Annotated in this window: 18 protein-coding genes; 6 read left to right on the top strand and 12 right to left on the bottom strand. The window is 52.5% G+C overall.

Going from position 1 to position 23,230, the window contains the following annotated elements:
- The first annotated feature begins 30 nt into the window (after positions 1–30).
- Positions 31–120: an LpxT activity modulator PmrR gene (pmrR, locus tag ACLJRE_RS16395; RefSeq protein ID WP_000844399.1), complete on the top strand. Its 90-nt coding sequence runs from the start codon at positions 31–33 to the stop codon at positions 118–120.
- A gap of 7 nt (positions 121–127) precedes the next feature.
- On the opposite strand, the gene pmrB is transcribed toward pmrR, so the two are convergent.
- The 7 genes from pmrB to melR form a co-directional block, all read right to left on the bottom strand.
- Complete coding sequence (gene pmrB, locus ACLJRE_RS16390) at positions 128–1,198, bottom strand: two-component system sensor histidine kinase PmrB (RefSeq protein ID WP_071777313.1); 1,071 nt, start codon at positions 1,196–1,198, stop codon at positions 128–130.
- A 9-nt stretch (positions 1,199–1,207) separates the two neighbouring features.
- Positions 1,208–1,876, bottom strand: coding sequence for a two-component system response regulator PmrA (gene pmrA / locus ACLJRE_RS16385; protein ID WP_000697894.1), 669 nt, complete (start codon positions 1,874–1,876; stop codon positions 1,208–1,210).
- Complete coding sequence (gene eptA / locus ACLJRE_RS16380) at positions 1,873–3,516, bottom strand: phosphoethanolamine transferase EptA (RefSeq protein ID WP_000919298.1); 1,644 nt, start codon at positions 3,514–3,516, stop codon at positions 1,873–1,875. Before eptA ends, pmrA begins: the two co-directional genes overlap by 4 nt.
- Before the next feature lie 133 nt (positions 3,517–3,649).
- Complete coding sequence (gene adiC, locus ACLJRE_RS16375; RefSeq protein ID WP_000093130.1) at positions 3,650–4,987, bottom strand: arginine/agmatine antiporter; 1,338 nt, start codon at positions 4,985–4,987, stop codon at positions 3,650–3,652.
- A gap of 139 nt (positions 4,988–5,126) precedes the next feature.
- Complete coding sequence (locus ACLJRE_RS16370; RefSeq protein WP_001217075.1) at positions 5,127–5,888, bottom strand: AraC family transcriptional regulator; 762 nt, start codon at positions 5,886–5,888, stop codon at positions 5,127–5,129.
- Between the two features lie 297 nt (positions 5,889–6,185).
- Positions 6,186–8,453, bottom strand: a complete 2,268-nt coding sequence (adiA, locus tag ACLJRE_RS16365; RefSeq protein WP_001542850.1) for an arginine decarboxylase — start codon at positions 8,451–8,453, stop codon at positions 6,186–6,188.
- A gap of 232 nt (positions 8,454–8,685) precedes the next feature.
- Positions 8,686–9,618: a transcriptional regulator MelR gene (gene melR, locus ACLJRE_RS16360; RefSeq protein WP_000106992.1), complete on the bottom strand. Its 933-nt coding sequence runs from the start codon at positions 9,616–9,618 to the stop codon at positions 8,686–8,688.
- A 268-nt stretch (positions 9,619–9,886) separates the two neighbouring features.
- On the opposite strand from melR, the gene melA reads away from it, so the two are divergent.
- Both melA and melB read left to right on the top strand, forming a co-directional pair.
- Positions 9,887–11,242: an alpha-galactosidase gene (melA, locus tag ACLJRE_RS16355; RefSeq protein WP_023212841.1), complete on the top strand. Its 1,356-nt coding sequence runs from the start codon at positions 9,887–9,889 to the stop codon at positions 11,240–11,242.
- Positions 11,243–11,325: 83 nt separating this feature from the next.
- On the top strand, positions 11,326–12,756 hold the full coding sequence (gene melB, locus ACLJRE_RS16350) for a melibiose:sodium transporter MelB (RefSeq protein ID WP_000028070.1): 1,431 nt from the start codon (positions 11,326–11,328) through the stop codon (positions 12,754–12,756).
- Between the two features lie 88 nt (positions 12,757–12,844).
- Here the strand turns inward: melB and fumA are convergent, their stop codons facing one another.
- The 5 genes from fumA to ACLJRE_RS16325 form a co-directional block, all read right to left on the bottom strand.
- Positions 12,845–14,491, bottom strand: coding sequence for a class I fumarate hydratase FumA (gene fumA / locus ACLJRE_RS16345; RefSeq protein WP_000037190.1), 1,647 nt, complete (start codon positions 14,489–14,491; stop codon positions 12,845–12,847).
- A 95-nt stretch (positions 14,492–14,586) separates the two neighbouring features.
- Positions 14,587–15,927: an anaerobic C4-dicarboxylate transporter DcuB gene (gene dcuB / locus ACLJRE_RS16340; protein ID WP_000899149.1), complete on the bottom strand. Its 1,341-nt coding sequence runs from the start codon at positions 15,925–15,927 to the stop codon at positions 14,587–14,589.
- Between the two features lie 146 nt (positions 15,928–16,073).
- Positions 16,074–16,340, bottom strand: a complete 267-nt coding sequence (locus tag ACLJRE_RS16335) for a hypothetical protein (RefSeq protein ID WP_001642024.1) — start codon at positions 16,338–16,340, stop codon at positions 16,074–16,076.
- A 316-nt stretch (positions 16,341–16,656) separates the two neighbouring features.
- On the bottom strand, positions 16,657–17,376 hold the full coding sequence (dcuR, locus tag ACLJRE_RS16330) for a two-component system response regulator DcuR (protein ID WP_000611307.1): 720 nt from the start codon (positions 17,374–17,376) through the stop codon (positions 16,657–16,659).
- Entirely contained in the window at positions 17,373–19,004 is a 1,632-nt protein-coding gene (locus ACLJRE_RS16325; RefSeq protein ID WP_023212838.1) for a sensor histidine kinase, read from the bottom strand. Before ACLJRE_RS16325 ends, dcuR begins: the two co-directional genes overlap by 4 nt.
- Before the next feature lie 374 nt (positions 19,005–19,378).
- Here ACLJRE_RS16325 and ACLJRE_RS16320 point away from each other — a divergent pair, with 374 nt between their 5' ends.
- From ACLJRE_RS16320 to ACLJRE_RS16310, 3 genes are read left to right on the top strand one after another with little or no spacing between them, the layout of a single operon-like run.
- On the top strand, positions 19,379–21,808 hold the full coding sequence (locus tag ACLJRE_RS16320; RefSeq protein ID WP_023207450.1) for a DMSO/selenate family reductase complex A subunit: 2,430 nt from the start codon (positions 19,379–19,381) through the stop codon (positions 21,806–21,808).
- Between the two features lie 13 nt (positions 21,809–21,821).
- Positions 21,822–22,448, top strand: a complete 627-nt coding sequence (locus ACLJRE_RS16315; protein ID WP_000816143.1) for a DMSO/selenate family reductase complex B subunit — start codon at positions 21,822–21,824, stop codon at positions 22,446–22,448.
- Positions 22,441–23,214 carry a dimethyl sulfoxide reductase anchor subunit family protein gene (locus ACLJRE_RS16310; protein WP_000544920.1) on the top strand — a complete coding sequence of 258 codons (774 nt, stop codon included), beginning with the start codon at positions 22,441–22,443 and terminating at the stop codon, positions 23,212–23,214. Before ACLJRE_RS16315 ends, ACLJRE_RS16310 begins: the two co-directional genes overlap by 8 nt.
- Positions 23,215–23,230 lie beyond the last annotated feature (16 nt).

The following is a 23,230-nucleotide window of genomic DNA, read 5'->3' as shown; positions in this document are numbered from 1 at the left end:
CTCTCCTCCATACCTTTGGAGGAGAGCGTCATGAAAAGCTATATTTATAAAAGTTTGACGACCCTGTGTAGTGTGCTGATTGTCAGCAGTTTTATCTATGTGTGGGTCACGACGTATTAAACGCCTGTTATGCCTTTTTCAACAGCACCCAGGCACGGGTGCCTGTTCTTTCTGTACGGTTTTGCAGGAAAAACTGTCCCTGATGTAGCTGGGTGATGCGGCTGACGATACTCAGCCCCAGGCCAATTCCGCCATAACGGCTGTCCATCCGCACGAACGCTTCGCTTAGCTTCCCGCATTTGCTTTCATCAATACCCGGCCCCTCGTCTTCGACCGCCATAATAGCGTCGGGGTCGGCGCTAATGTGGATAGTGATATGGGTTCCTTCAGGGCTATAGCGATGCGCGTTTTCCACCAGATTTCGCAGCAGCATACGCAGTAACGTCGCGTCACCGCGCACCACCACGTCCGCCGCGCTTTCCGGCAGCAACAGAGTTTGCTGACGCGTTTCCAGCATGGTGTTCAGCTCATCGTAGGAGGGGAGGATCACATCTTCCAGCAGTTTTACTTCCTGATAATTCCCGGAAGAGAATGACTGGCCCACGCGCGCCAGTTGCAGAAGCTGGGAGACGCTATCCATCATCTGGTCAAGACGGGCGATAAGCGGCGCGACATCAACATTGTGGGTTTTTGACAATAATTCCAGATGCAAACGCACCCCCGACAGCGGCGTGCGTAGCTCATGGGCCACATCGGCGGTAAAAAGGCGTTCATTGTCGAGCGTGGTGGTCAAACGCGTAACCAGTTGATTGATCGCCGAGACGACGGACTCAATCTCAAGCGTGGAGCTGTGAATGGCGATCGGCGTCAGATTATCCGCCGTCCGCGCTTCCAGCTCTTTTTGCAGTTCGGCGAGTGGGCGGGTAATACGCCGTACCGCCTGGTAGCAAACCAGCAGCGTCAGGCTAACCATAAATATGCTGGGGACGATCAGGCTGGCGACCGCCTCGCGAATTTCGTGCATGATATGGCGATCGTTGTTGCGATTATCCCGCAGCGCCTGCTCGAACAGTTGGATTTGCTCAGTGCTTTCATGCCATAACCAGAAGGTACTGATTAGCTGGAACACCAGCAGAATAAGACCAATTGTCAGAGTTAAACGCTGGCGAAGGGTCATCGCTCTTCGCTGAAAACGCATCAGGCTCACTTAGCTTTCCTCAGTGGCAACCAGCATGTAGCCAAACCCGCGAACCGTGCGAATGCGCGACTTGCCGACTTTGTCGCGCAAATTATGTATATGCACTTCCAGAGTGTTGGTCGAGGGTTCGTTATCCCAGTTGTAGATATCGTTATAAAGAATTTCCCGGTGCACCGGACTGCCTGCCTTGAGCATCAACCGTGAGAGCAACGCGTACTCCTTAGGCGTCAGGGTCAGTTCCTGTCCATCCCTCCATGCCTGATGGCGGCCTATATTGAGCGTCAGATTGCCAACCGTCAGTTCACTTTCACCCTGGTTATTATGGCGGCGCAGCAGCGCGCGGATGCGGGCGTGCAACTCCTCCAGGGCGAAGGGTTTTACCAGATAATCATCTGCGCCGACATCCAGCCCGCTAATGCGATCGTTGAGCGTATCGCGGGCGGTCAGAATGAGTACCGGCAGAGTATATTTTTTCTGTCGGATTCGCGTCAGGAAATGCAGGCCATCCTCATCGGGCAGCCCTAAATCCAGCACCATCAGACTGTAATGACCAGACTCCAGACTATGCTCGGCGGCACGCGCTGTCGAAACGCCATCACACGCATAGCCTTCGGTTTGCGCGGCGAGTATTAACCCCTGTAATAATAGCGTGTCGTCTTCAACAATCAGTATCTTCATTCGCTTAGTCTCCTGCACGGTTGCAGAATATCATCTGCGGCCTGGTAATACGTCGTTTGTACGCCGGTTAATCCCAGCATGGTTGAGAAAAGATTGTCCTGTGAATAATCCAGCGTGCTCGCCCGTTTTTGCAGGCAGGCCTGATCCACCTGATAACGCTGTTGATAATCTTTAGAAAGCCAAATGAGCATCGGGACATGTTTTTGCGTATCCGGCGCAATGGAATACGGCAGACCGTGTAAATAAACGCCATTTTCACCCAATGATTCGCCGTGATCGGAAAGATACACCAGGCTGGTTGTGAATTTATCCTGATGAGATTTCAGCAGGTTAATGGCTTTATCTACAATATAGTCCACGTACAGCACGGTATTATCATAGGTGTTGATCAACTGCTGTTGGGAACAGTTCTGAATTTCGTTAGTGTCACAGGTTGGGGTAAATTTTTTAAACTGCGGTGGATAACGGTTGTAATAGGTTGGGCCGTGGCTGCCGATGGTATGTAGTACAATAACGCCATCGCCTTTCAAATGGTCGATATAGTCTTCCAGACCGTGAAATAACACCTCATCGTAGCACTCGCCGTCGATACATTGTCCGGGCAGGTTTAGCTCGGTGACATTTTGATGCGGAACGCGATCGCATGCGCCTTTACAGCCGCCGTCATTATCATTCCACAGTACGTTAATCCCCGCGCGCTGGATAATATCCAGCAGCCCTTCCTGGTGATGCGCCAGCTCTTCGTCATAATGTTTGCGCGGCATATCAGAAAACATGCAGGGAACGGAGATCGCGGTCGCCGTACCGCAAGAGGTGGTATGCGGGAAATAGATTACATCGTCTTTCGCCAGCCGCGGATTGGTGTCGCGCGGATAGCCGCCAAGAGAGAAATCATCGCCGCGCGAGGTTTCGCCAACGATAAGAATCGTCAGGTTTTTGCGATCACCTTTCAGCATTAATGGATTGCGATGGGCATCCTCGCCAATGCGTACCAGCGGCAAATTCGCCAGCCGTTGATGCGAATACCATGACCAACTGGCGACAATACTGTTCGATGGGCTTAACGCTTTGATCAACTGTTTATTATTTCGAAATAGCGAGGCGTAATCTTTATAGAAAAAGGCGGCGACCAGAATAACTAATAAAATAGAGATCAGGATGCTGGCCAGGCGGTAAAGCCCGCTACGTAAGCGCGGCGTCGCCGGGCGGATTTTGACCCAGAAGGCAATCACGGCTGCCAGAACGCCGCTTAATCCCAGCGTCAGCACCATTCTCGGCGTCATCAGCGCAAAGGTTTCCGCAGGCGTGGTATCCATCATATTGGCGATCATGGAGCGATCGATGATGATGCCGTAAGTCAAAATAAAATACTGCGCGGCAGCGCCGACCAGAATAAAAACGCAGGCCAGCAGTCGGTTTAGCCAAATAAATGAGGCCAGCGTCAGCACACTATTGACCACGCTAAACGCGACGACCGGCATGGAAATAAACACCAGCACATTGCGCAGCGAGTTTAACGGTAGGTCTTGTAGTACCTGCTTGTAGAACGCAATGTTCAGGCAGACGGCAATATAAAAGGAAAAAAGCAGAAGCCAGGCGATTTGCCCAAGAACAGGTCTTTTAAGAAAGCGCTTTAACATGTTGATGCGTCCATCGATTCGGTGACGCTAATCGTGACAAAGTAAAATTAAGTGAACCTTAAGAACTTAATGTTGGTGGCGGCCGGATAACCTGCGCTATCCGGCCTGTTGCGATAACATTAACTACACGTGGTCAATCCTGTTTAACCGGCGCATCCAGCGGATACGGGTTTTTGTGAATGCGGTTGTAATTCAACGCATACAGCGCGGTGATCACCATCAACGTGACGAACGACCACATCACTTCTTTGGCGCCGGAACCGATGACCGCCCAGATGCAATACACAAACGCGACGAAGGTAATCAGCAGATACAGCGGGCGCGCTTTACCAAAGTGACCGTGGCCTAACAGCAACAGCGCGGCACAGGTGTAAAGATAAGGCACCAGGGTGAAGATAACCGACACGGAGGAGACCAGACCAAACTCTTTCGCGGCGTTCGGCGACATACTGCTGAACTGGAAGATAGTCATCAGCACGCCGACGATAAGCAACCCAGCCACTGGCGTACCGGCTTTATTAACCCGTGCGAAGATTGGCGGGAAGAGACCATCGTCCGCCGCCGCTTTTGCGGTTTGACCGGCAAGCAGCGTCCAGCCGCCGAGAGAGCCCAGGCAACCTGCTGCCGCACAGAAGGAAACAATAGCCCCTGCGGTATCGCCCAGCGCCATACGCGCCGCGTCACCGAAAGGCGATGCCGACACACGCAGCGCTGCGTTGGGGATCATCCCCATAATCGCCGTTGTGGAGAGTACATAGCAGACGGCGGCGATCAGTACCCCGCCGATGGTGGCGATAGGCACGTTGCGTTTCGGGTTTTTGACCACACCGGCCGCAACGGAGGCGCTTTCTACCCCGATGAATGACCACAGCGTAACGTTCAACGTGCTTTGAATCGCGCCGAAGGTATTCATGCCGCTCACGTTCCAGGCCGCCATATAGGTTTCGCCTTTAAACCAGAACCAGCCGAAGACCGCAATCCCTACGATAGGCACCAGCGCCAGTACGGTGGCGACGGCCTGTACGCGGGTAATCATTTTCGGCCCGACGATGTTCAGCAGAACAAAAATCCACAGCACCGCGACGCAGGTAAGCGTTAATACCAGCGGATCTTTCAGAATCGGGAAGAAATAGCTCAGATAGCCGACGCCGATAACGACCATCGCGATATTACCGATCCAGCATGCCAGCCAGTACAGCACGTTCGTTTGATAGCCCAAAAACGGCCCGAAGCAGCGACGTGCGTAGGCATAGGAACCGCCGGGACTGGGATCTAAGGACGACATTTTGGCATAAACCATCGACAGCGCCAGGGCGCCGATGATAGTGACCAGCCATCCGTAGATTGCAATCCCGCCAGTGGCCGCCAGGTTGGCAGGGAGTAAGAATACCCCTGAACCCATAATATTCCCCGATACCATTAAGGTGACGGGGATTAGGCCCACTTTGTGAGCATCAGCATCCGAAGACATAATTTGGACTCCTGAAAAGGTGACTTCGTTACGATAAATTACGTCGTATCATACCCCCTCAGAATGCCGCTGAATTATGTCGGAGACGGGTTATCGCCAATGCTGTTATTATCGTGTCTTATCGTTGAGTGTAGAAAAATTAGGCAGCCGATCGTTCCCGATGTTGGCTAACATAATGCAGGGGGGTCATACCATAAAACTCTTTAAACACGGAAATAAAGTACGATGTGCTGTTATACCCACACAGCTGTGAGACTTGAGAGATATTCTTTCCGTCCATTAATAATTGGTTTACGGCATAACGCATTCGGCAGGTCGTGATTATTTGGCTATAACTGGTATTCTCGTTTTTGAGCTTTTTCTTTAACAAGCTTGGACTCAGGCACAGGCAACTGGCAACGGCGCTCAGATTCCAGTCTTTATGAATATCGCTCTGAATGATGTGGTAAACGCTGTCACTGATGCGGCTGCGCAGCATGTGCATTAACAAAGAAATAAATTTTTTGTGGTCAAGAAAGCGGGATAAAACGGTGAAAAGGAGCGCACGGGTACGTTCACTAACAATTTCATCCGGTGTTTCCATCGCGCTGTAGCGGGCAGCGACCCTGAAGATATCCGGCGTCAGACAGTTGGCGGTCAATAAGGGATCGGCGTTGCGTTGCCAGACGGGAAGGTGTGAGAGATCTTTATTCAGGAATTGTAAATAGTCTTTAATATTATTGCGACTCACTTGTATTACTAGCACGCTATTTAATGATGAAATGTCAATAACGTTATTTTCACAAGCCAGAATGGCCATATGATTCGCTTTTAAACTGATTGGCTCCTTACCATTTACTCGTAACCATGTATCTTTTTCGGTTAATAACACTATGCAAGGTTCGTTGCTGCAAATCCTCATACCCGAACTCCTGGAATATGAACATAAAATACCGGATCTCGCCAAACGGGAGAGATAACGGGGACTGAGTCAATTGTGTGATGAATTGAAACTGCACTAAAATAACTTTCCTGAATAATATTACAATATTTGTACGATGAATTAGGGTGTACAAAAAGTTGTACGCGAGTGGCAACTTGTCATTTTTGTATAAAAAAAGCGCGGGATGGGGCCCGCGCAAAAAGGTATGACAGTATTATTGTTTTGCAGCAATACTCAGGGAATACATGCCATCCTCAAAAAAAAGACTCTTTGTGATTAGGCTTTCACGCACATAACGTGATATACGCCATCAATAATTTCCGTGCCTTCGGTTTCATGCTCAAAGCCAGGGAAGTGATGATCCCAGGATTGCAGTGAGCGTAAGTAACCCACCTGCGGACTGTTTTCATCGCCAAAGTTTTCGCCGGAGAGCAGCATCGGGATTCCTGGCGGGTAAGGAATAACGGAGTTCGCCGCGATGCGACCCGGTAGATTTTCAATCGCCACCATTTCAATATTGTTGTTCACAATCGCGTTGTAGGCGTCGCGCGGGGTAATCTCCGCAACCGGCAGGGTGGAATAGGCGGCGTTGAGACGGGCGCCCGGGTTATTTTCACGTAGCCAGGCAAACATTTTATCGCCCAGGTCATGAATACCCATGTTCGCGTAAGTGTCAGGATAATCCTGCACCAGTTCCGGCATCACCTGCGCCAGCGGCGTATTCGCGTCGTAATGATGTTTGAAGGAACACAGCGTGTTGATCAGCGTTCCCCATTTCCCGCGAGTGACCCCCATGGAGAACAGGAACATAATCTGAAAGTCGGTGGTGCGGGTCGGCACGATACCGTGGCGGCCAAGCCATGCTGTGACCAGCGCAGCAGGTACGCCGGATGCTTCCAGTTCGCCATCGTCGCCCATACCCGGCGCCAGAATACTGACTTTAATCGGGTCCAGCATACTCCAGTTATCCGGCAGGTCTTTAAAGCCGTGCCAGGTTTCCCCGGGGCGCATGACCCAGCAGTTCTGGTCGGTTGCCAGCAGTTTTGCCGGCGCGTCGGCGAAGTCATACGTTTTACCGGTTTGTGGATCGGTGACGACGTCTTTATTCCACGGTTTAAAGAACCAGTCGCCTTCATCGGTAAACTCTTTATAAAGACGCGCCATCGCCTGACGGAAATCAACCGCTTCGTCAATCACCTCTTGAGTCAGGGACAGGCCGCTGTTACCGTCCATCATCGATACCGCCACATCGTTGGATGCGCAGATGGCATATAACGGAGAGGTGGTGGCATGCATCATATATGCCTGGTTGAAGCGGGAGAAATTCACCGCGCCACGGCCTTCACGGACATGAATGTAGGAAGCTTGTGAAAGCGCATTCAGTAGTTTGTGCGTGGAGTGGGTGGCAAACACGGTCGGACCGTTATGGTCGCCTGGCTCGCCGCGCATCGCGTAGTGATCGCAATAAATCGGGTTGAAGCGCGCATAGCCGTACCATGCTTCGTCGAAGTGAATGCGATCGCTGGTTTTTGCCAGCAGATCCTGCGCCTCTTTGGCGTTATAGCATACGCCGTCATAGGTACAGTTGGTCACCACGCTGTAAGACGGTTTCTGTCCGGCTTTGGTTTTGGTCAGCGGGCTGGCGCTGATTTTTTTCTGCAAGGTTTCAGGCTGCATTTCCTGCGGGTAGATTGGCCCGATAATGCCGTAACGGTTACGGCTTGGCACCATATATACCGGTTTGGCCCCAGTGAGGATCAGCCCCTGCTCGATGGATTTATGGCAGTTACGATCCAGTACAACGACATCATTATCCGTCATACAGGCCTGCATAATAGTACGGTTAGAACCGGAGGTCCCGACAACCACGGACCAGGAGCGGTCAGCACCGAATACGCGGGCGGCGTTTTTCTCGCTTTCGCCAAACGCGCCGGTATGGTCGAGGAGTGAACCGAGCGTGGTACGCTCAATCCCCATATCGCTGCGGAACAGGTTTTCGCCATAATAATCGTGATAAAAGCGACCGGCAGGCGTTTTAGTGAAACCGACGCCGCCCTGGTGTCCCGGCGCCGCCCATGAATATTCATGAATGTCGCTGTATTTCATCAACGCGTTAAACAGCGGCGGTAACAGTTGCTGGCGATACCGGGTCATGGCGGCAACAGCGCGTCCGGCGATAAAGTCAGCGGTGTCTTCCAGAATCCAGGCGAATTCATCGACAAGCTCCAGCAGGTCGCGGTCCAGCGATGCCGTCGCTTTTTCCCTGTCGCCTAACAGGAAAACGGGCACGTTTTGCTGACGCTCGTGAAGCTTACCGATCAATTGCCTGACGCTCAGGTGCTCATCCGGTTGTTCCATTTGGTAGCTAAACATCAGACAGTCAATGGCTTCGTTCGCGGACAAGATGGCATAGCCGTCATCGAAGGATGTCGATTTAATGACGGTAACATTTTGTTGGCTCAAGGCATCCGCCAGACGCTCAACCGCGTTGCCAACCCAGGTGTCCTGATGCAGAAACTCACTTTCAACAATTAATACTTTCATCATCTTTTACCCGGTTGTGGAGGCCGTGCAATTTACGCCTTGCCGACCCGCCGTATGAATGTGACGTGGGCAAGTATTACCCCGTCAAATAGGGGGTGTAAAGTGATGGAATAATGGTCAGTTATTGATATTATTGTTTAATAAACAATGGGTTAATTATTGATATCGAGCGATTTCACCTGCCGTTTATCGACAGGTGAATTATTTTTTTGGCTGATAGTGGTATCCGGCTTTAGCCGGGCATCGTCTGGCGTCGTTGCTGGCTTAGCTTGCGGTATTGTTGCGGAGACATGCCGACAAATTTGCTAAAAGTACTGTAAAAACGGCTGCTGGATCGGAACCCGGCAGTCAGAGCGACATCGAGGATCGTTTTGTCAGTATCGCTCAATAAGGCACGTACGTGATTGATGCGCATCGCCGTGATGTACTGCTTCATCGTCAATTGCATAACCCGCTGGAATATTCCCATCGCGTAATTAGCATTGAGTTTGACATGCTCCGCGACGTCGTTAATGGTGAGCGCCTGATCGTAGTTATCGGCAATAAATCCCAGCATCTGGCTTACGTAAAACTGCGCATGGCGTGAGACGCTATTCTTGTGGGTGCGTGATGTTTTATTGAGCAAAATAGGCTGCCAGCCGGAAAGGCTAAAGCGTTTAAGCATCAGGCCGATTTCATCGATCGCCAACTGGCGAATTTGCTCATTCGGGCTGCTTGTTTCCTGCTGCCAGCGCAACACTTCAAAGGTGCTAAGCTGCTGGGTCGCCAGTGATTTAACCACCATCCCGTGCGTGACGTGGTTGATAAGATCGCGATCCAGCGGCCAGGAGAGAAACAGGTGCATCGGCAAACTGAAAATCGCCATCTGGCGGCAGTTGCCGGGGCGGGTAAGCTGGTGTGGCGTACAGGCCCAAAACAGGGTGATATGTCCCTGCTTTATCTGCACGACTTCATTGTTGATTAAATACTCCACATCGCCGTCAAACGGAACATTCACTTCTACTTGCCCATGCCAGTGACTGCTGGCCATTCTGTGCGGTGGCCTCAGCTCAACGTCCAGTCGTTGATATTCGGAATAGAGCGACAGCGGGCTACGGGTTTGCTTTTCATCGCCGTTGCACATGTGCGGGTCGGGCGGGAGGAGGGATATTGCTTGCGTACTCATCGTCACTCCATTTCCTGAATTATCAGAATTATGCCCCTTTAGCCGGGAGGAAACCGGGAATCCGGACACAGAATCCGTCGATATTGTAGAGCGTAGCCTGACTTTCAGGCCGAATACTCTGCTTTTTACGCCATTTTGTCCCAAAAACTCAGATCTCCCGCGCGTCAGCATACGATCTGAGTTTTCGGGAATGCTCATCGGGGAAGACGGAGGTTTTCACCGGGAACGCGTGCCACCATGAAGGTGTTCACTACTGTTCTGGAGAGTCATGATGACGGCACCCAAAATTACCTTTATCGGCGCAGGTTCTACGATTTTCGTCAAAAATATCCTCGGCGATGTGTTTCACCGCGAGGCGCTAAAATCAGCGCATGTCGCCCTGATGGATATTGACGAAACCCGGCTGGAAGAGTCGCACATTGTGGTACGGAAACTGATGGACTCAGCGGGCGCTTCTGGCCGGATTACCTGCCATACCAACCAGAAAGCGGCGCTACAGGATGCGGATTTCGTGGTGGTCGCCTTTCAGATTGGCGGCTACGAACCCTGCACCGTGACCGATTTTGAGGTTTGTAAGCGTCATGGCCTGGAACAGACGATCGCCGATACGCTGGGGCCGGGCGGCATTATGCGCGCGCTGCGGACCATCCCGCATCTGTGGCGGATTTGCGAAGACATGACGGAAGTCTGTCCGAAGGCCACCATGCTCAATTATGTCAACCCGATGGCGATGAACACCTGGGCTATGTATGCCCGCTATCCGCATATCAAACAGGTCGGCCTGTGCCATTCGGTACAGGGAACGGCGGAAGAACTGGCGCGCGACCTGAATATCGATCCCGCCTCGCTGCGCTACCGCTGCGCCGGCATTAACCACATGGCGTTTTACCTCGAACTGGAGCGCAAAACGGCTGACGGGACTTATGTCGATCTCTATCCTGAATTGCTGGCGGCCTATGACGCCGGACAGGCGCCGAAGCCCAATATTCACGGCAATGAACGCTGCCAGAACATTGTGCGCTACGAGATGTTCAAAAAGTTGGGCTACTTCGTCACCGAGTCATCAGAGCATTTTGCCGAGTACACGCCGTGGTTTATTAAACCGGGACGCGAGGATCTGATTGCGCGCTACAAGGTGCCGCTGGATGAATATCCGAAACGCTGCGTAGAACAACTGGCGAACTGGCATAAAGAGCTGGAGGAGTATAAAACCGCCGAGCGTATCGACATCAAACCGTCCCGCGAGTACGCCAGCACCATTATGAACGCTCTGTGGACCGGCGAGCCGAGCGTGATTTACGGCAATGTGCGTAATGAGGGGCTGATTGATAACCTGCCGCAGGGAAGCTGCGTGGAAGTGGCTTGTCTGGTGGATGCCAACGGCATTCAACCGACGAAGGTGGGGACGATCCCTTCTCATCTGGCGGCGATGATGCAGACCAACATCAACGTGCAAACGCTGTTGACCGAAGCCATCCTCACGGAAAACCGCGATCGCGTGTATCACGCGGTGATGATGGACCCTCATACCGCAGCGGTGCTGGGTATCGAAGAAATCTATGCGTTGGTTGACGATCTGATCGCCGCGCATGGCGACTGGCTTCCGGCCTGGTTACGCCGTTAATCTCCAGCCGCGCTGGACGGCAGATCCGGCGTTTAACCTCTACTAACAGAAGGCGGGCGCTGGTAACAGCGACCCGGTACCCTATGAGCATCTCTCTGACAACAAAGCTGAGTTACGGGTTCGGTGCGTTTGGTAAGGATTTCGCCATCGGCATTGTGTATATGTACCTGATGTATTACTACACCGATGTGGTGGGACTCTCGGTCGGCCTCGTCGGCACCCTTTTTCTGGTCGCGCGAATCTGGGATGCGATAAACGATCCCATCATGGGATGGATTGTCAACGCCACGCGTTCGCGGTGGGGGAAATTTAAGCCGTGGATATTGATCGGCACCTTAACCAATTCGCTGGTGCTTTTCCTGCTGTTCAGCGCCCATCTTTTTGAGGGAACCGCGCAGGTTGTATTTGTCTGCGTAACCTACATCCTGTGGGGCATGACGTATACCATTATGGATATCCCATTTTGGTCGCTGGTGCCGACCATTACGCTTGATAAGCGAGAACGCGAACAACTGGTGCCGTTCCCGCGTTTCTTCGCCAGTCTGGCTGGCTTCGTCACTGCCGGTATAACGCTGCCGTTTGTGAACTACGTTGGCGGAGCGGATCGTGGGTTCGGCTTTCAGATGTTTACGCTGGTACTGATTGCGTTCTTTATCGCCTCGACTATCGTGACATTACGCAACGTACATGAGGTGTACTCCTCCGACAACGGTGTAACGGCGGGCCGCCCACATCTGACGTTAAAAACGATCGTTGGATTGATATACAAAAACGATCAGCTCTCTTGCCTGTTGGGAATGGCGCTGGCGTATAACATTGCCTCCAATATTATCAATGGCTTTGCGATCTACTACTTCACCTATGTGATTGGCGATGCCGATCTTTTTCCCTATTACCTTTCTTACGCCGGCGCGGCGAATCTGCTGACGCTGATTGTCTTCCCCCGGCTGGTGAAAATGTTATCGCGGCGGATATTGTGGGCGGGCGCCTCCGTGATGCCCGTTCTGAGTTGCGCAGGGCTCTTCGCGATGGCGTTGGCGGATGTCCATAATGCCGCTTTAATCGTGGCGGCGGGTATTTTCCTGAATATCGGGACCGCGCTCTTTTGGGTGCTTCAGGTGATCATGGTGGCGGATACGGTCGATTATGGGGAATTTAAGCTCAATATTCGCTGCGAGAGTATCGCTTATTCCGTACAGACGATGGTCGTGAAGGGCGGCTCGGCGTTTGCGGCGTTCTTTATCGCTCTGGTGCTGGGGCTGATTGGCTACACGCCGAACGTGGCGCAGTCTGCGCAAACCCTGCAGGGGATGCAGTTTATTATGATTGTCCTGCCGGTACTGTTTTTCATGATGACGTTGGTTCTCTACTTCCGCTACTACCGTTTGAACGGCGATATGCTGCGCAAGATTCAGATCCACCTGCTGGATAAATACCGGAAAACGCCGCCATTCGTCGAACAGCCGGATAGCCCGGCGATTTCTGTGGTAGCGACCAGCGATGTAAAAGCGTGAGCATGGTCTCTCGTGCAGGCCGGATAAGCGTAGCGCCATCCGGCAATTAACCGATAACGCGGCCCGGGTGAACGCCGGGCCTGCCAGGTTATTTCGCGCAGTTAGCGCACTGTTTGCTGACAATCTGCTGGAAGAAATCGTTGCCTTTGTCATCCACCAGGATAAAGGCCGGGAAATCTTCTACTTCAATTTTCCAGATAGCTTCCATGCCGAGTTCCGGATACTCGACGCACTCCAGATGCTTAATGCTCTGCTGTGCCAGTACCGCCGCCGGGCCGCCGATACTGCCCAAATAAAAGCCGCCATGTTTTTTACAGGCATCCGTGACCTGCTGACTACGGTTGCCTTTCGCCAGCATGATCATACTGCCGCCGTGGGATTGCAGTAGATCGACATAAGAGTCCATTCGGCCTGCGGTAGTGGGGCCTAATGAGCCAGATGGATAACCTGCCGGGGTTTTTGCCGGACCTGCGTAATAGATGGGATGGTCTTTAATATACTGCGGCAGGTCTTCGCCGGATTCAATACGCTCTTTTAGCTTCGCGTGGGCGATATCGCGACCTACGATAATGGTGCCCGTCAGCGACAGGCGAGTCGAGACCGGGTACTGCGATAGCTGGGCGAGGATCTCTTTCATCGGACGGTTGAGATCGACTTTCACCGCGTCGCCTTCGCCCGCCTGACGCAGCGCTGGCGGAATATACTGGCCCGGATTGTGTTCCAGTTTTTCGATCCAGATGCCTTCGCGGTTGATTTTCGCTTTGATGTTACGGTCTGCCGAGCAGGAGACGCCCATCCCCACCGGACAGGAAGCGCCGTGACGCGGCAGGCGAATTACGCGAATATCGTGGGCGAAATATTTCCCGCCGAACTGGGCGCCGAGGCCAAGTTTTTGCGCTTCTTCCAGCAGTTCCTGTTCCAGGTGGAGATCGCGGAATGCCTGGCCGTGCTCGTTACCTTCCGTCGGCAGCGCGTCGTAATAGTGGGTGCTGGCGAGTTTAACGGTTTTCAGCGTGCTTTCCGCCGAGGTGCCGCCAATGACAAAGGCGATATGGTATGGCGGACAGGCCGCGGTGCCCAGCGTGCGCATTTTCTCAACGAGGAAGTTTTTCAGCTTGCCTGGGGTGAGCAGCGCTTTGGTCTCCTGATAGAGATACGTTTTGTTTGCTGAACCGCCGCCTTTCGCCACGCAAAGGAACTTGTACTCGTCGCCATCGACGGCATAGAGATCGATTTGCGCTGGCAGGTTGCTGCCGGTATTGACCTCTTTGTACATATCCAGCGGTGCGTTCTGCGAGTAGCGCAGGTTATCTTCGATATAGGTATTAAACACGCCTTTGGAGAGCGCGGCTTCATCGCCGCCGCCCGTCCAGACGCGTTGGCCTTTTTTACCCATGATAATCGCCGTGCCGGTATCCTGGCAGGTCGGCAGAATGCCTTTGGCGGCGATCTCGGAGTTTCTCAGGAATTGCAATGCCACATATTTGTCGTTTTCGCTGGCTTCGGGGTCATGGAGAATGGCGGCGACTTGCTGCTGGTGTTCAGGACGGAGCATAAAAGACGCATCATGGAAGGCCTGCTGAGCCAGCAACGTTAACGCCTGCGGCTCAACGTTGAGGATAGATTCTCCGTTGAATTCACTGACGCTGACATAATCGGAGGTGAGCAGATAATACTCTGTTTTGTCCTCTCCCATCGGGAAAGGCGCCTGATAGATAAACTCTTTTTTCGACATGTGCTTCCAGCCTAATAGTAAGAAAATGTATTAAGAGCCTCATGGGCCAGACTCTAAGTCGCGCGCCGCGCATAACTTGGCGGCGCGCGCGGCCATTACAGGAATCCGTACATTGCGGCAAAGATCCAGCCAAAGACGCAGGAGACGCTCACGCCAATCAAACCCGGCAGAATGAAGCTGTGGTTAATGACGAAGCGGCCAATACGGGTTGTGCCGGAACGGTCAAACTGAATCGCCGCCAGATCGCTTGGGTAGGTCGGCAGAATATAGTAGCCATAACATGCCGGCGCAGAGGCCACGATATACGCCGGATCGACACCGATAGCCAGCGCGACGGGAACAATCGCCGCCAGCGCCGCTGCCTGGGAGTTAACAAACTTGGAGACCAGCAGCAGAACGATGGCGTAGGCCCACGGATACTCTTTGACCATTTCGCCCAGCACGCCCTGAATTTCCGACATATGCGCGCCGAACATGGTTTCCGCCATCCAGGCGATCCCGTATACCGCGACAATCGCAATCATACCGGAACGAAAAACTTCGTTTTTTGAGATAGACGCAGGATTGGTTTTGGTCAGGATGATAATGAGCGCCCCGGTCAGCAGCATGAACATCTGAATGACCAGCACCATCGACAACGGTTTGCCGCCGAAGGTTGGGCGTAAGTCGGAGTCCGCGCCCAGGAGAGCGACCACGGCAATCGCCGCCAGGAAGATCCACATCGCCAGCCAGTTGCTTTTCGGCAGTTTTTTATCCAGCAGCGTCGCGGTATCGCCGTACACGTACTGACGGTTTTCCGGTACGGAAATAAATTTCTGAAACGCTTCGTCTTTATCCAAATCTTTACCGCGGAACCAACTAAAAATACCGATTGCCAGGATACCGAGCAGGGTAGACGGGATGGTGATCGACAGCAGATCGAGGAACTCCAGATGTTTTCCGTCAAATGTCACGTTGCCCAGCATCGCTACCAGAGAAACAACGGCGACGGAAACTGGACTGGCGATGATGCCCATTTGCGCGCCGATAGAACTAGCCGCCATTGGACGTTCCGGACGGATATTATTCTTGATCGCCACATCATAGATAATCGGCAAAATGGTGTAGACCACGTGGCCTGTCCCACACAGAATCGTCAGGGTACAGGTGACGAACGGCGCCACAATAGAGACGTATTTGGGGTTGCGACGCAGCAGCTTTTCGGCAATCTGCAGCATCACATCCAGCCCGCCTGACGCCTGCAACGTTGCCGACGCGGCGACTACCGCGATAATGACCAGCATTACGTCAACGGGCGGTTTACCTGGCTGGAGATGGAAAACAAACACCAGAATGACCAGACCAATACCGCCCAACAACCCGAGCGCGATCCCGCCCTTTCGGGCGCCATAAAACAGACATATTAATATTATGAGAAGCTGTATACTAAATAACATTTTTATTTATCCTCGCGATAAACCCAGTCAATTTTGATAAATGGATCACAGCCATCCTCTGATTTGTGTGAATGAGCATCAGGAAATGGCGAATATTCAATGCGCCAGTGGCGACGATTAACGATTAAGGTTTTTACAGAGTTGCTTTAAGTAATTATTTTCTTGCGATGGTGATGTTCAGAGGGAAGCACCCTCTGGCGATGGGCAGGTGGAGTCAGCGAGAGCAGTAAATTATGATTTGTCTGTTTTAAAAACAGGCGTTTATTATTTAATTTTTGTGTCTCGCCATCAGGTAAATCACGAGATAAATCCAACAGAATGTGACTTATGTGATCATTGTCACGCCATTTTTTTAAATTATTAGTATGGCGTGTGGAGACGCGTATCTGCTCACCAATATACGTATTGTCCATAGGCGTAGCACAAGCTCCATTGCTACAAACATAATTTTATTTAAGTGTCAGGAAAATTCCGGACAAATCCCTTTTTTAATAAAAATACACACTCTCGGCATGGGATAATACTTAATTAACTTTTGTTAGCGTTTTGAAATTAAAAACAGCGCAGAGCGCTGTAATAATAGAAAATAACGTTAACAGGCCTGGGTTGAGTATATTTGATCTGACACAATTTCCCAGATTTGTTATTAATGTGATAGCGTTTTTATTGGCATTGTTATAATAAATGTTACCAGGATATAACGCTTCGCGTCGGCTTTATGCGGTATCCTTACTGACAATATTGTTTCAGTAAAGAGTAATGTTCCGGCTGAACGCGGTAGCGGTAAACCGGCCTGCCGGTCACGCCGTAATGAATACTGGTAAACAAGATATGGCAATTCACCAGCCAGATGAGATATTTACGGCAGGAGACGCGCGAGATATTCACTTCGTTGGCCAACTCGTCGGTAGAAAATTCCTGCTCCTGATGCGCATCAATCCACTGGCATAAGGTGCGTAGCGTTTGCTGCGTCAGCCCTTTTGGCAGCCGGCGAGGCTCCTGCTCGCTGGATGAATTACCGTGAATGAGCAGGTCAAGCTCAGACTGTTCGTAATACTGGCGTTTTTCCATCGCCGTTTTCTTACGTAGCCAGCCGGTCAGCGCTTCTTCAAAGCGCGTGGCCTGAAAAGGCTTGATCAGATAATCCACCACGCCGTAGTGAAGCGAATCTTTAATGGTGGCGGCGTCAGCGGCAGAAGAAATGACAATAACGTCGCTTTTGCAGCCTGCGCTGTGCAGGACAGGCAGCAGATCCAATCCGTTTTCCTGCTGCATGTAGATATCCAGCAGGATTAGGTCAATGTGATTTTCACTGTTGAAGATAAACTCTTTCGCTTTTTCCAGCGTCGAAGCGGTTCCACAACAATGAAAACCGGAGATTTGCGCGACATAGCGGCGATTTAACTCCGCGACCATCGCATCGTCATCGACAATTAATACATTGATCATAGGCTGGTCCTTTTTCCATCCCAGGGTAACTGTACAAAAAATTGTGTGAAGATCCCAGGCTCGGACTCCACGGAAATTACGCCGCCAAGCGCTTCAACCTGCTGTTTAACCAGCGCTAAACCGACGCCGCGTTCGGCGCCTTTCGACGAGACGCCTTTTTCAAAAATCGCCTCGATGCGCTCAGGTTCGATACCCGGTCCGTCATCGCTCACTTCGCAATGCAGCCAGCCATGACGGTAGTGTAACGAGATGCTGATTTCGCCGCCGGATTCCTGGCTCAACGCTTCCAGCGCGTTTTCAATCAAATTACCCAGCGCCGTAATCAGCACCGTAACCTGATCTTCATTGTTATTATCCGGTAACTGGCTGTCGCTGCTTATCACCAGGCTGTGCCCGAAATCAGAGGCGCGAGTAATCTTACTGAGCAAAAAGCCAGCGATAATCGGCGACTTTATTTTACCCAGCAGCAAACCGATCTCTTCCTGATAGTTATTGGCCGTCTTGATAATATACGCTTCAAGCTGCTTATAACTCTTCAGGTGCAATAATCCCAGAATCACATGTAATTTGTTCATGAATTCGTGGGATCGTTCACGGAGCGCATCCGCGTAGTTCACCATCCCGTCCAACCGCTGCATCAGTTGGCGAACTTCTGTTTTATCCCTGAAGGTGGATATCGCGCCGATAATTTCGCCGTTGCTGCGCACCGGAACGGTATTCACCAGCAGCAGGCGGCCTTTGACGATGATCTCTTCATCGCGGCGCGGCGTACCGTCACGCAACACTTCGCTAATGTCCACCACCTGCGACCAGGCATGACTCAGGGTGGATAATCTGGCGTCATCCTGCGTTTTTCGATAATCGAGCAGCGCTTGCGCCGCATGGTTAATCAACGTGACTTCGCCGCTATCATCCACGGCGATAACGCCCTCTTTGATTGACTGCAGCATTGCCTGGCGTTGTTCAAACAGGGTTGAGATCTCATAGGGTTCGAGGCCAAACAGGATACGTTTTAGCACCTTGACCAGCGCATACGTGCCTACTAACCCCACCAGAGCGCCGAACAGAATGGACCAGATAATACTGCCGCGGCTATTGTTGATCTGCTGCGTAACGTGACTGAGTTCCAGGCCAATCGCTACAACGCCGATCTGCCGGTGATGTTCATCATAAACCGGTGTGAAAACGCGCAGCGCTTTGGCAAGAAAGCCGCGATTAATGGCAACGTTTTCCTTTCCCTGCAGCGCGAGCAGAATATCATCGCCTTTGAACGGTTGACCGATTCGCTGCGTTTCTGGGTGCGAATAACGGATGCCCTGCATGTTGGTCACCACAATAAACAAAAAGCCATTATGCTGGCTCACCGCTTCGGCGAGCGTCTGAATGCCGCTTTCCGCAGGCGGTTTTTTCAGCCCCTCGCGAATTGCCGGAGAGTCCGCCAGCGAGCGCGCCACCGCCAGCGCTTTATCTGCCAGCGCGTCGCGCGTCATGCTGCTGATTTGCGAAAAATAGATCAGATGGACCACAACGAGCACCGAAAACAAAACGGCGCTGACCATCAGAATGACGGTAGTGCCGAGTTTCATGGGGCGTTTGCGTAACGCCCGGCATGGCAGGGAGTGTTTCATAGTGGACCTGAGCGGACGAATCGTAAGGTTATTATCCCTGATGAGGCGTCTAATTCAAAGGCATAGGCGATGTTGCTCCAGTGTTGAAAAGCCCGTCTTACCTTGCAGGGGGCGCTACCTGCTCATGTCGACTGGCAAACGTCATGTCGTTAATTAATATCGCCGGATACCGTGATGGGTAATTTATTTTCATCAGAATTGCATAAAATAATTTTTCATTAATTTTTATAATAACGTATGCGATATCACATTTTATTTTTACTGACGTTCAGAATGCGTTTGATCACAATCAATCAGCGCTAATGTTTAATCTATTATGATTAGTTTTCATTACATATTATTAATAATTATGGAAGCAATGTGAGAAATAAAACATGGAAATAAAAAAATGGCTGAACACAACCATAACCCGACGTGATGCTATTGTCGCTACTGCAAAAGTAGGGGCGGCGGTGACGCTAAGCCAGGCGATTACGCTGCCTTTTGCTACCACTGCCCAGGCGCAGGATACCCCGATACCGAAGGATGCCAACGACGAAACCGTCAGGCACAGCGCCTGTCTGGTCAACTGTGGCAGCCGATGCCCGCTTAAGGTTATCGTGAAAAATGATCGCATCGTGCGCATTGAGCCGGAAGACGCGAAAGATGACGCGGTATTCGGCGAGCATCAGATTCGTCCCTGCCTGCGTGGGCGTTCCAGTCGCTGGCGCGTCTATAGCCCGGATCGCATTAAGTATCCGATGAAAAGAGTGGGAAAACGCGGTGAAGGAAAATTTAAACGTATTTCATGGGATGAGGCCACGGCCTTTATTGCAGCGGAATTAACGCGCGTTAGTGAACAATATGGCCGGGAAGCTATTTATTATAATTATCAATCCGGGGCATATTATCATACGCAGGGCAGGCCCGCCTGGATAAGATTATTAAATCTCACCGGCGGTTATTTAAATTATCACAACACCTATTCCACGGCGCAAATCGCCACCGCCACGCCCTATACCCACGGCGATTATGTCGGTAGCCATTTTACGCAGATCGCGCATTCCGATCTGGTGGTGCTATTTGGTCTGAATCTCTCAGAAACGCGGATGTCCGGCGGCGGTCAGGTTGAAGAGCTGCGCCGGGCGCTGGAGACCTCGAAAGCCCGAGTCATTATTATCGATCCACGCTATACCGATTCGGTGATTACCGAACACGCCGAATGGCTACCGATTCGCCCAACCACGGACGCTGCGTTAGTCGCCGGCATCGCGCATACGCTGATTACCGAACAGCTTCTCGACGAGGCGCTGGTAAACCGCTATTGCGTCGGCTATGACCGTAGCACTTTGCCGGACACGGCTGCGCCTAACGCCAGCTATAAAGATTATGTTCTTGGCACGGGCGATGACGGTATCGCGAAAACCCCGGAATGGGCGGCGGATATCACCGGTATTCCGGCAACGCGTATTCGCCAACTGGCGCGCGAAATCGCCTCGGCGCGCGCCTGCTATATTTGCCAGGGCTGGGGGCCGCAGCGTCATGCCAACGGCGAACAAACCGTGCGTGCTATTCAGACGCTGCCAGCGTTAACCGGCCACTTCGGGCGGCCCGGCACCAACAATGGCAACTGGCCTTACGGTACGCCGTATGGCGTGCCATTGTTGCCTGTCGGTAAGAATCCGATCAAAACCTCTATTCCTTGCTATTTATGGACGGACGCCATTCAGCATCCGGAGAAAATGACCGCGACGACAATGGGCGTGAAAGGCGCGGACAGGCTAAAAACCGGGATTAAGCTGTTTTTCAACCAGGCCGGTAATACCTTGCTGAATCAGCACGGCGAAACGAACCGCACCCGTCAAATTCTCGCGGATGAATCGCTGTGTGAAACCATTATCGTGATTGAAAACCATATGACGCCCAGCGCGATGTATGCGGATCTGCTGTTGCCGGAGACCAGCTATCTTGAGGCGGAAGACCTGGTGGACAGCTCCTATGCGGCGGGATCGCATAACTATATGATTGCGATTCAGAAAACCGTTAAACCGATGTGGGAAGTGCGCAGCACGTATGACATCTGCGCGGATATCGCCGGGCATCTTGGACTGCGCGAGCAATATACCGAGGGCCGAACTCAGGCGCAGTGGGCGGAGATGCACTATCAGCAGATCCGTGAGAAACGTCCATACCTGCCGGAGTGGAGCGTGGCGAAAGAGATGGGCGTGATTGACCAGCGTATCGCGACCGAGCAGCAGAGCCTTGCGTTTGCCGATTTCCGCGCCGACGCCGAGGCTAACCCACTCTCCACGCCGTCGGGCAAAATTGAAATTTACTCCCAGGCGCTGGCGGATCTGGCGCAAACGTGGACTTTGCCAGAAGGCGAGCGAATTCCCGCATTGCCGGAATTTTGTCCGGCGAAAGAGTCGCATCTTAACAAAGCGCTGACGGCGAAGTATCCGTTGCAGTTAAGCGGCTTCCATACCAAAGGGCACACCCACTCGACCTACAGCAATGTGCTGATGCTACATGAGGCGGTGCCGGATGAAGTCTGGATTAACCCGATTGACGCCAGCGCCCGCCAATTGAAGTCCGGCGATCGGGTGCATGTATTCAATGACCGCGGCGTGGTGGAGCTTCCCTGTAAAGTGACCCAGCGCATTTTACCCGGCGTGGCGGCGATGCCGCAGGGCGCGTGGACGCGGCTTGACGGCAACGGCGTTGATGTCGGCGGCTGTATCAATACGCTGACCAGCCACCACCCTTCGCCGCTGGCGAAAGGCAATCCGCAGCATACCAATCTGGTTGAAATTAAACGCGCTTAAGGAGTGATGTACGATGAAACAGTATGGCTTTTATGTTGACTCCTCGCGCTGTTCAGGTTGTAAAACCTGCCAGGTAAGCTGCAAGGATAATAAAGATCTGGATGTCGGTCCGAAACTGCGCCGCGTCTATGAATATGGCGGCGGAAGCTGGGTGAAAGAGGGGGAAAGCTGGCATCACGACACCTTTACCTACTACCTCTCTATTGCTTGTAACCATTGCGATGAGCCGGTATGTGTCTCTGGCTGTCCGACCGGGGCGATGCATAAACGCAAAGAAGATGGTCTGGTCGTGGTGGATGACAGCGTATGCGTCGGCTGTCGCTATTGTGAAATGCGCTGCCCCTACGGCGCGCCGCAGTTTGATACGCAGGCGAACGTGATGCGTAAATGCGACGGTTGTCTTGACCGACTGGAGAACAATCTGCGCCCTATTTGTGTGGATTCTTGCCCGCAGCGAGCGCTGGATTTCGGCCCTGTCGATGAATTACGGGCAAAATATGGCACGGAGAATCAAATCGCGCCGCTGCCTTCAGCGTCGTTCACCCATCCTAACCTCATTATTAAACCGCATCCGAAAGCGAGACCCACGGGCGATACGGAAGGCGCAATCATGAACATTCGGGAGGTGCGCCATGCATGAGTTACCGCTGGTCTTTTTTACGGTCTTTACCCAGAGCGCGGTCGGCGCGTTTATTCTGCTGCTGATTGGCGGCGCAATGGGGCTGGTCGCGCCGCGGCGTAAGGCTATCGGTCTGTTCTCGGTGATGTGCCTGTTTGGGCTTGGCGTCATTGTCGGCATCTTCCACGTCGGGCAACCGCTGCGCGCGCTGAATATGCTGCTGCGCGTCGGACATTCGCCGATGAGTAACGAGATTGTCTTGTCGGCGGCTTTTGCGGCGCTCGGCGGTCTGGGGGCGCTCGGTTTGTTGCTGAACCGGGCGACGCCGCTGTGTAACGCGTTGGTATGGTTGGCGGCGATAGTCGGGGTGGTCTTCTTATACGCCGTTCCGCAGATTTACCAACTGCCGACGGTGGCGACCTGGCGTTCATCTTACACCACGGCAATGATGATATTGACGCCGTTGATTGGCGGCGGCGCGTTGGCGGCATTGTTTGGCGTGCGCCGTCTGGGGCTACTGGTCAGCGTGTTGGCGATTTTGGTGAGCTTTTGTCTGCGCCCGGGCTATATGGCGACGCTGATGAGCGCCGATAGCGCTCTGACCGCTGCGCAGCATAGCTGGTTTACCGCCCAGGCGATATTGCTGGCGGCGGGCGTGGTCGGGGTGGTGGCCTGCGCGCGCCTGAAATCGAGCGCTGCGGTGCTGGCCATGACGGCAGTGGTGGTTATCGCGGCGGAGTTGGCGGGTAGGATTGCGTTTTACAATCTGTGGACGCTGCCAATGTAGTTTTTTGCCCGGTTTA

Origin of the sequence: Salmonella sp. SAL04157, assembly GCF_046551635.1 — a bacterium.
Taxonomy (GTDB): Bacteria; Pseudomonadota; Gammaproteobacteria; order Enterobacterales; family Enterobacteriaceae; genus Salmonella; species Salmonella enterica.
This window is presented reverse-complemented; position numbering and strand designations above follow the sequence as displayed.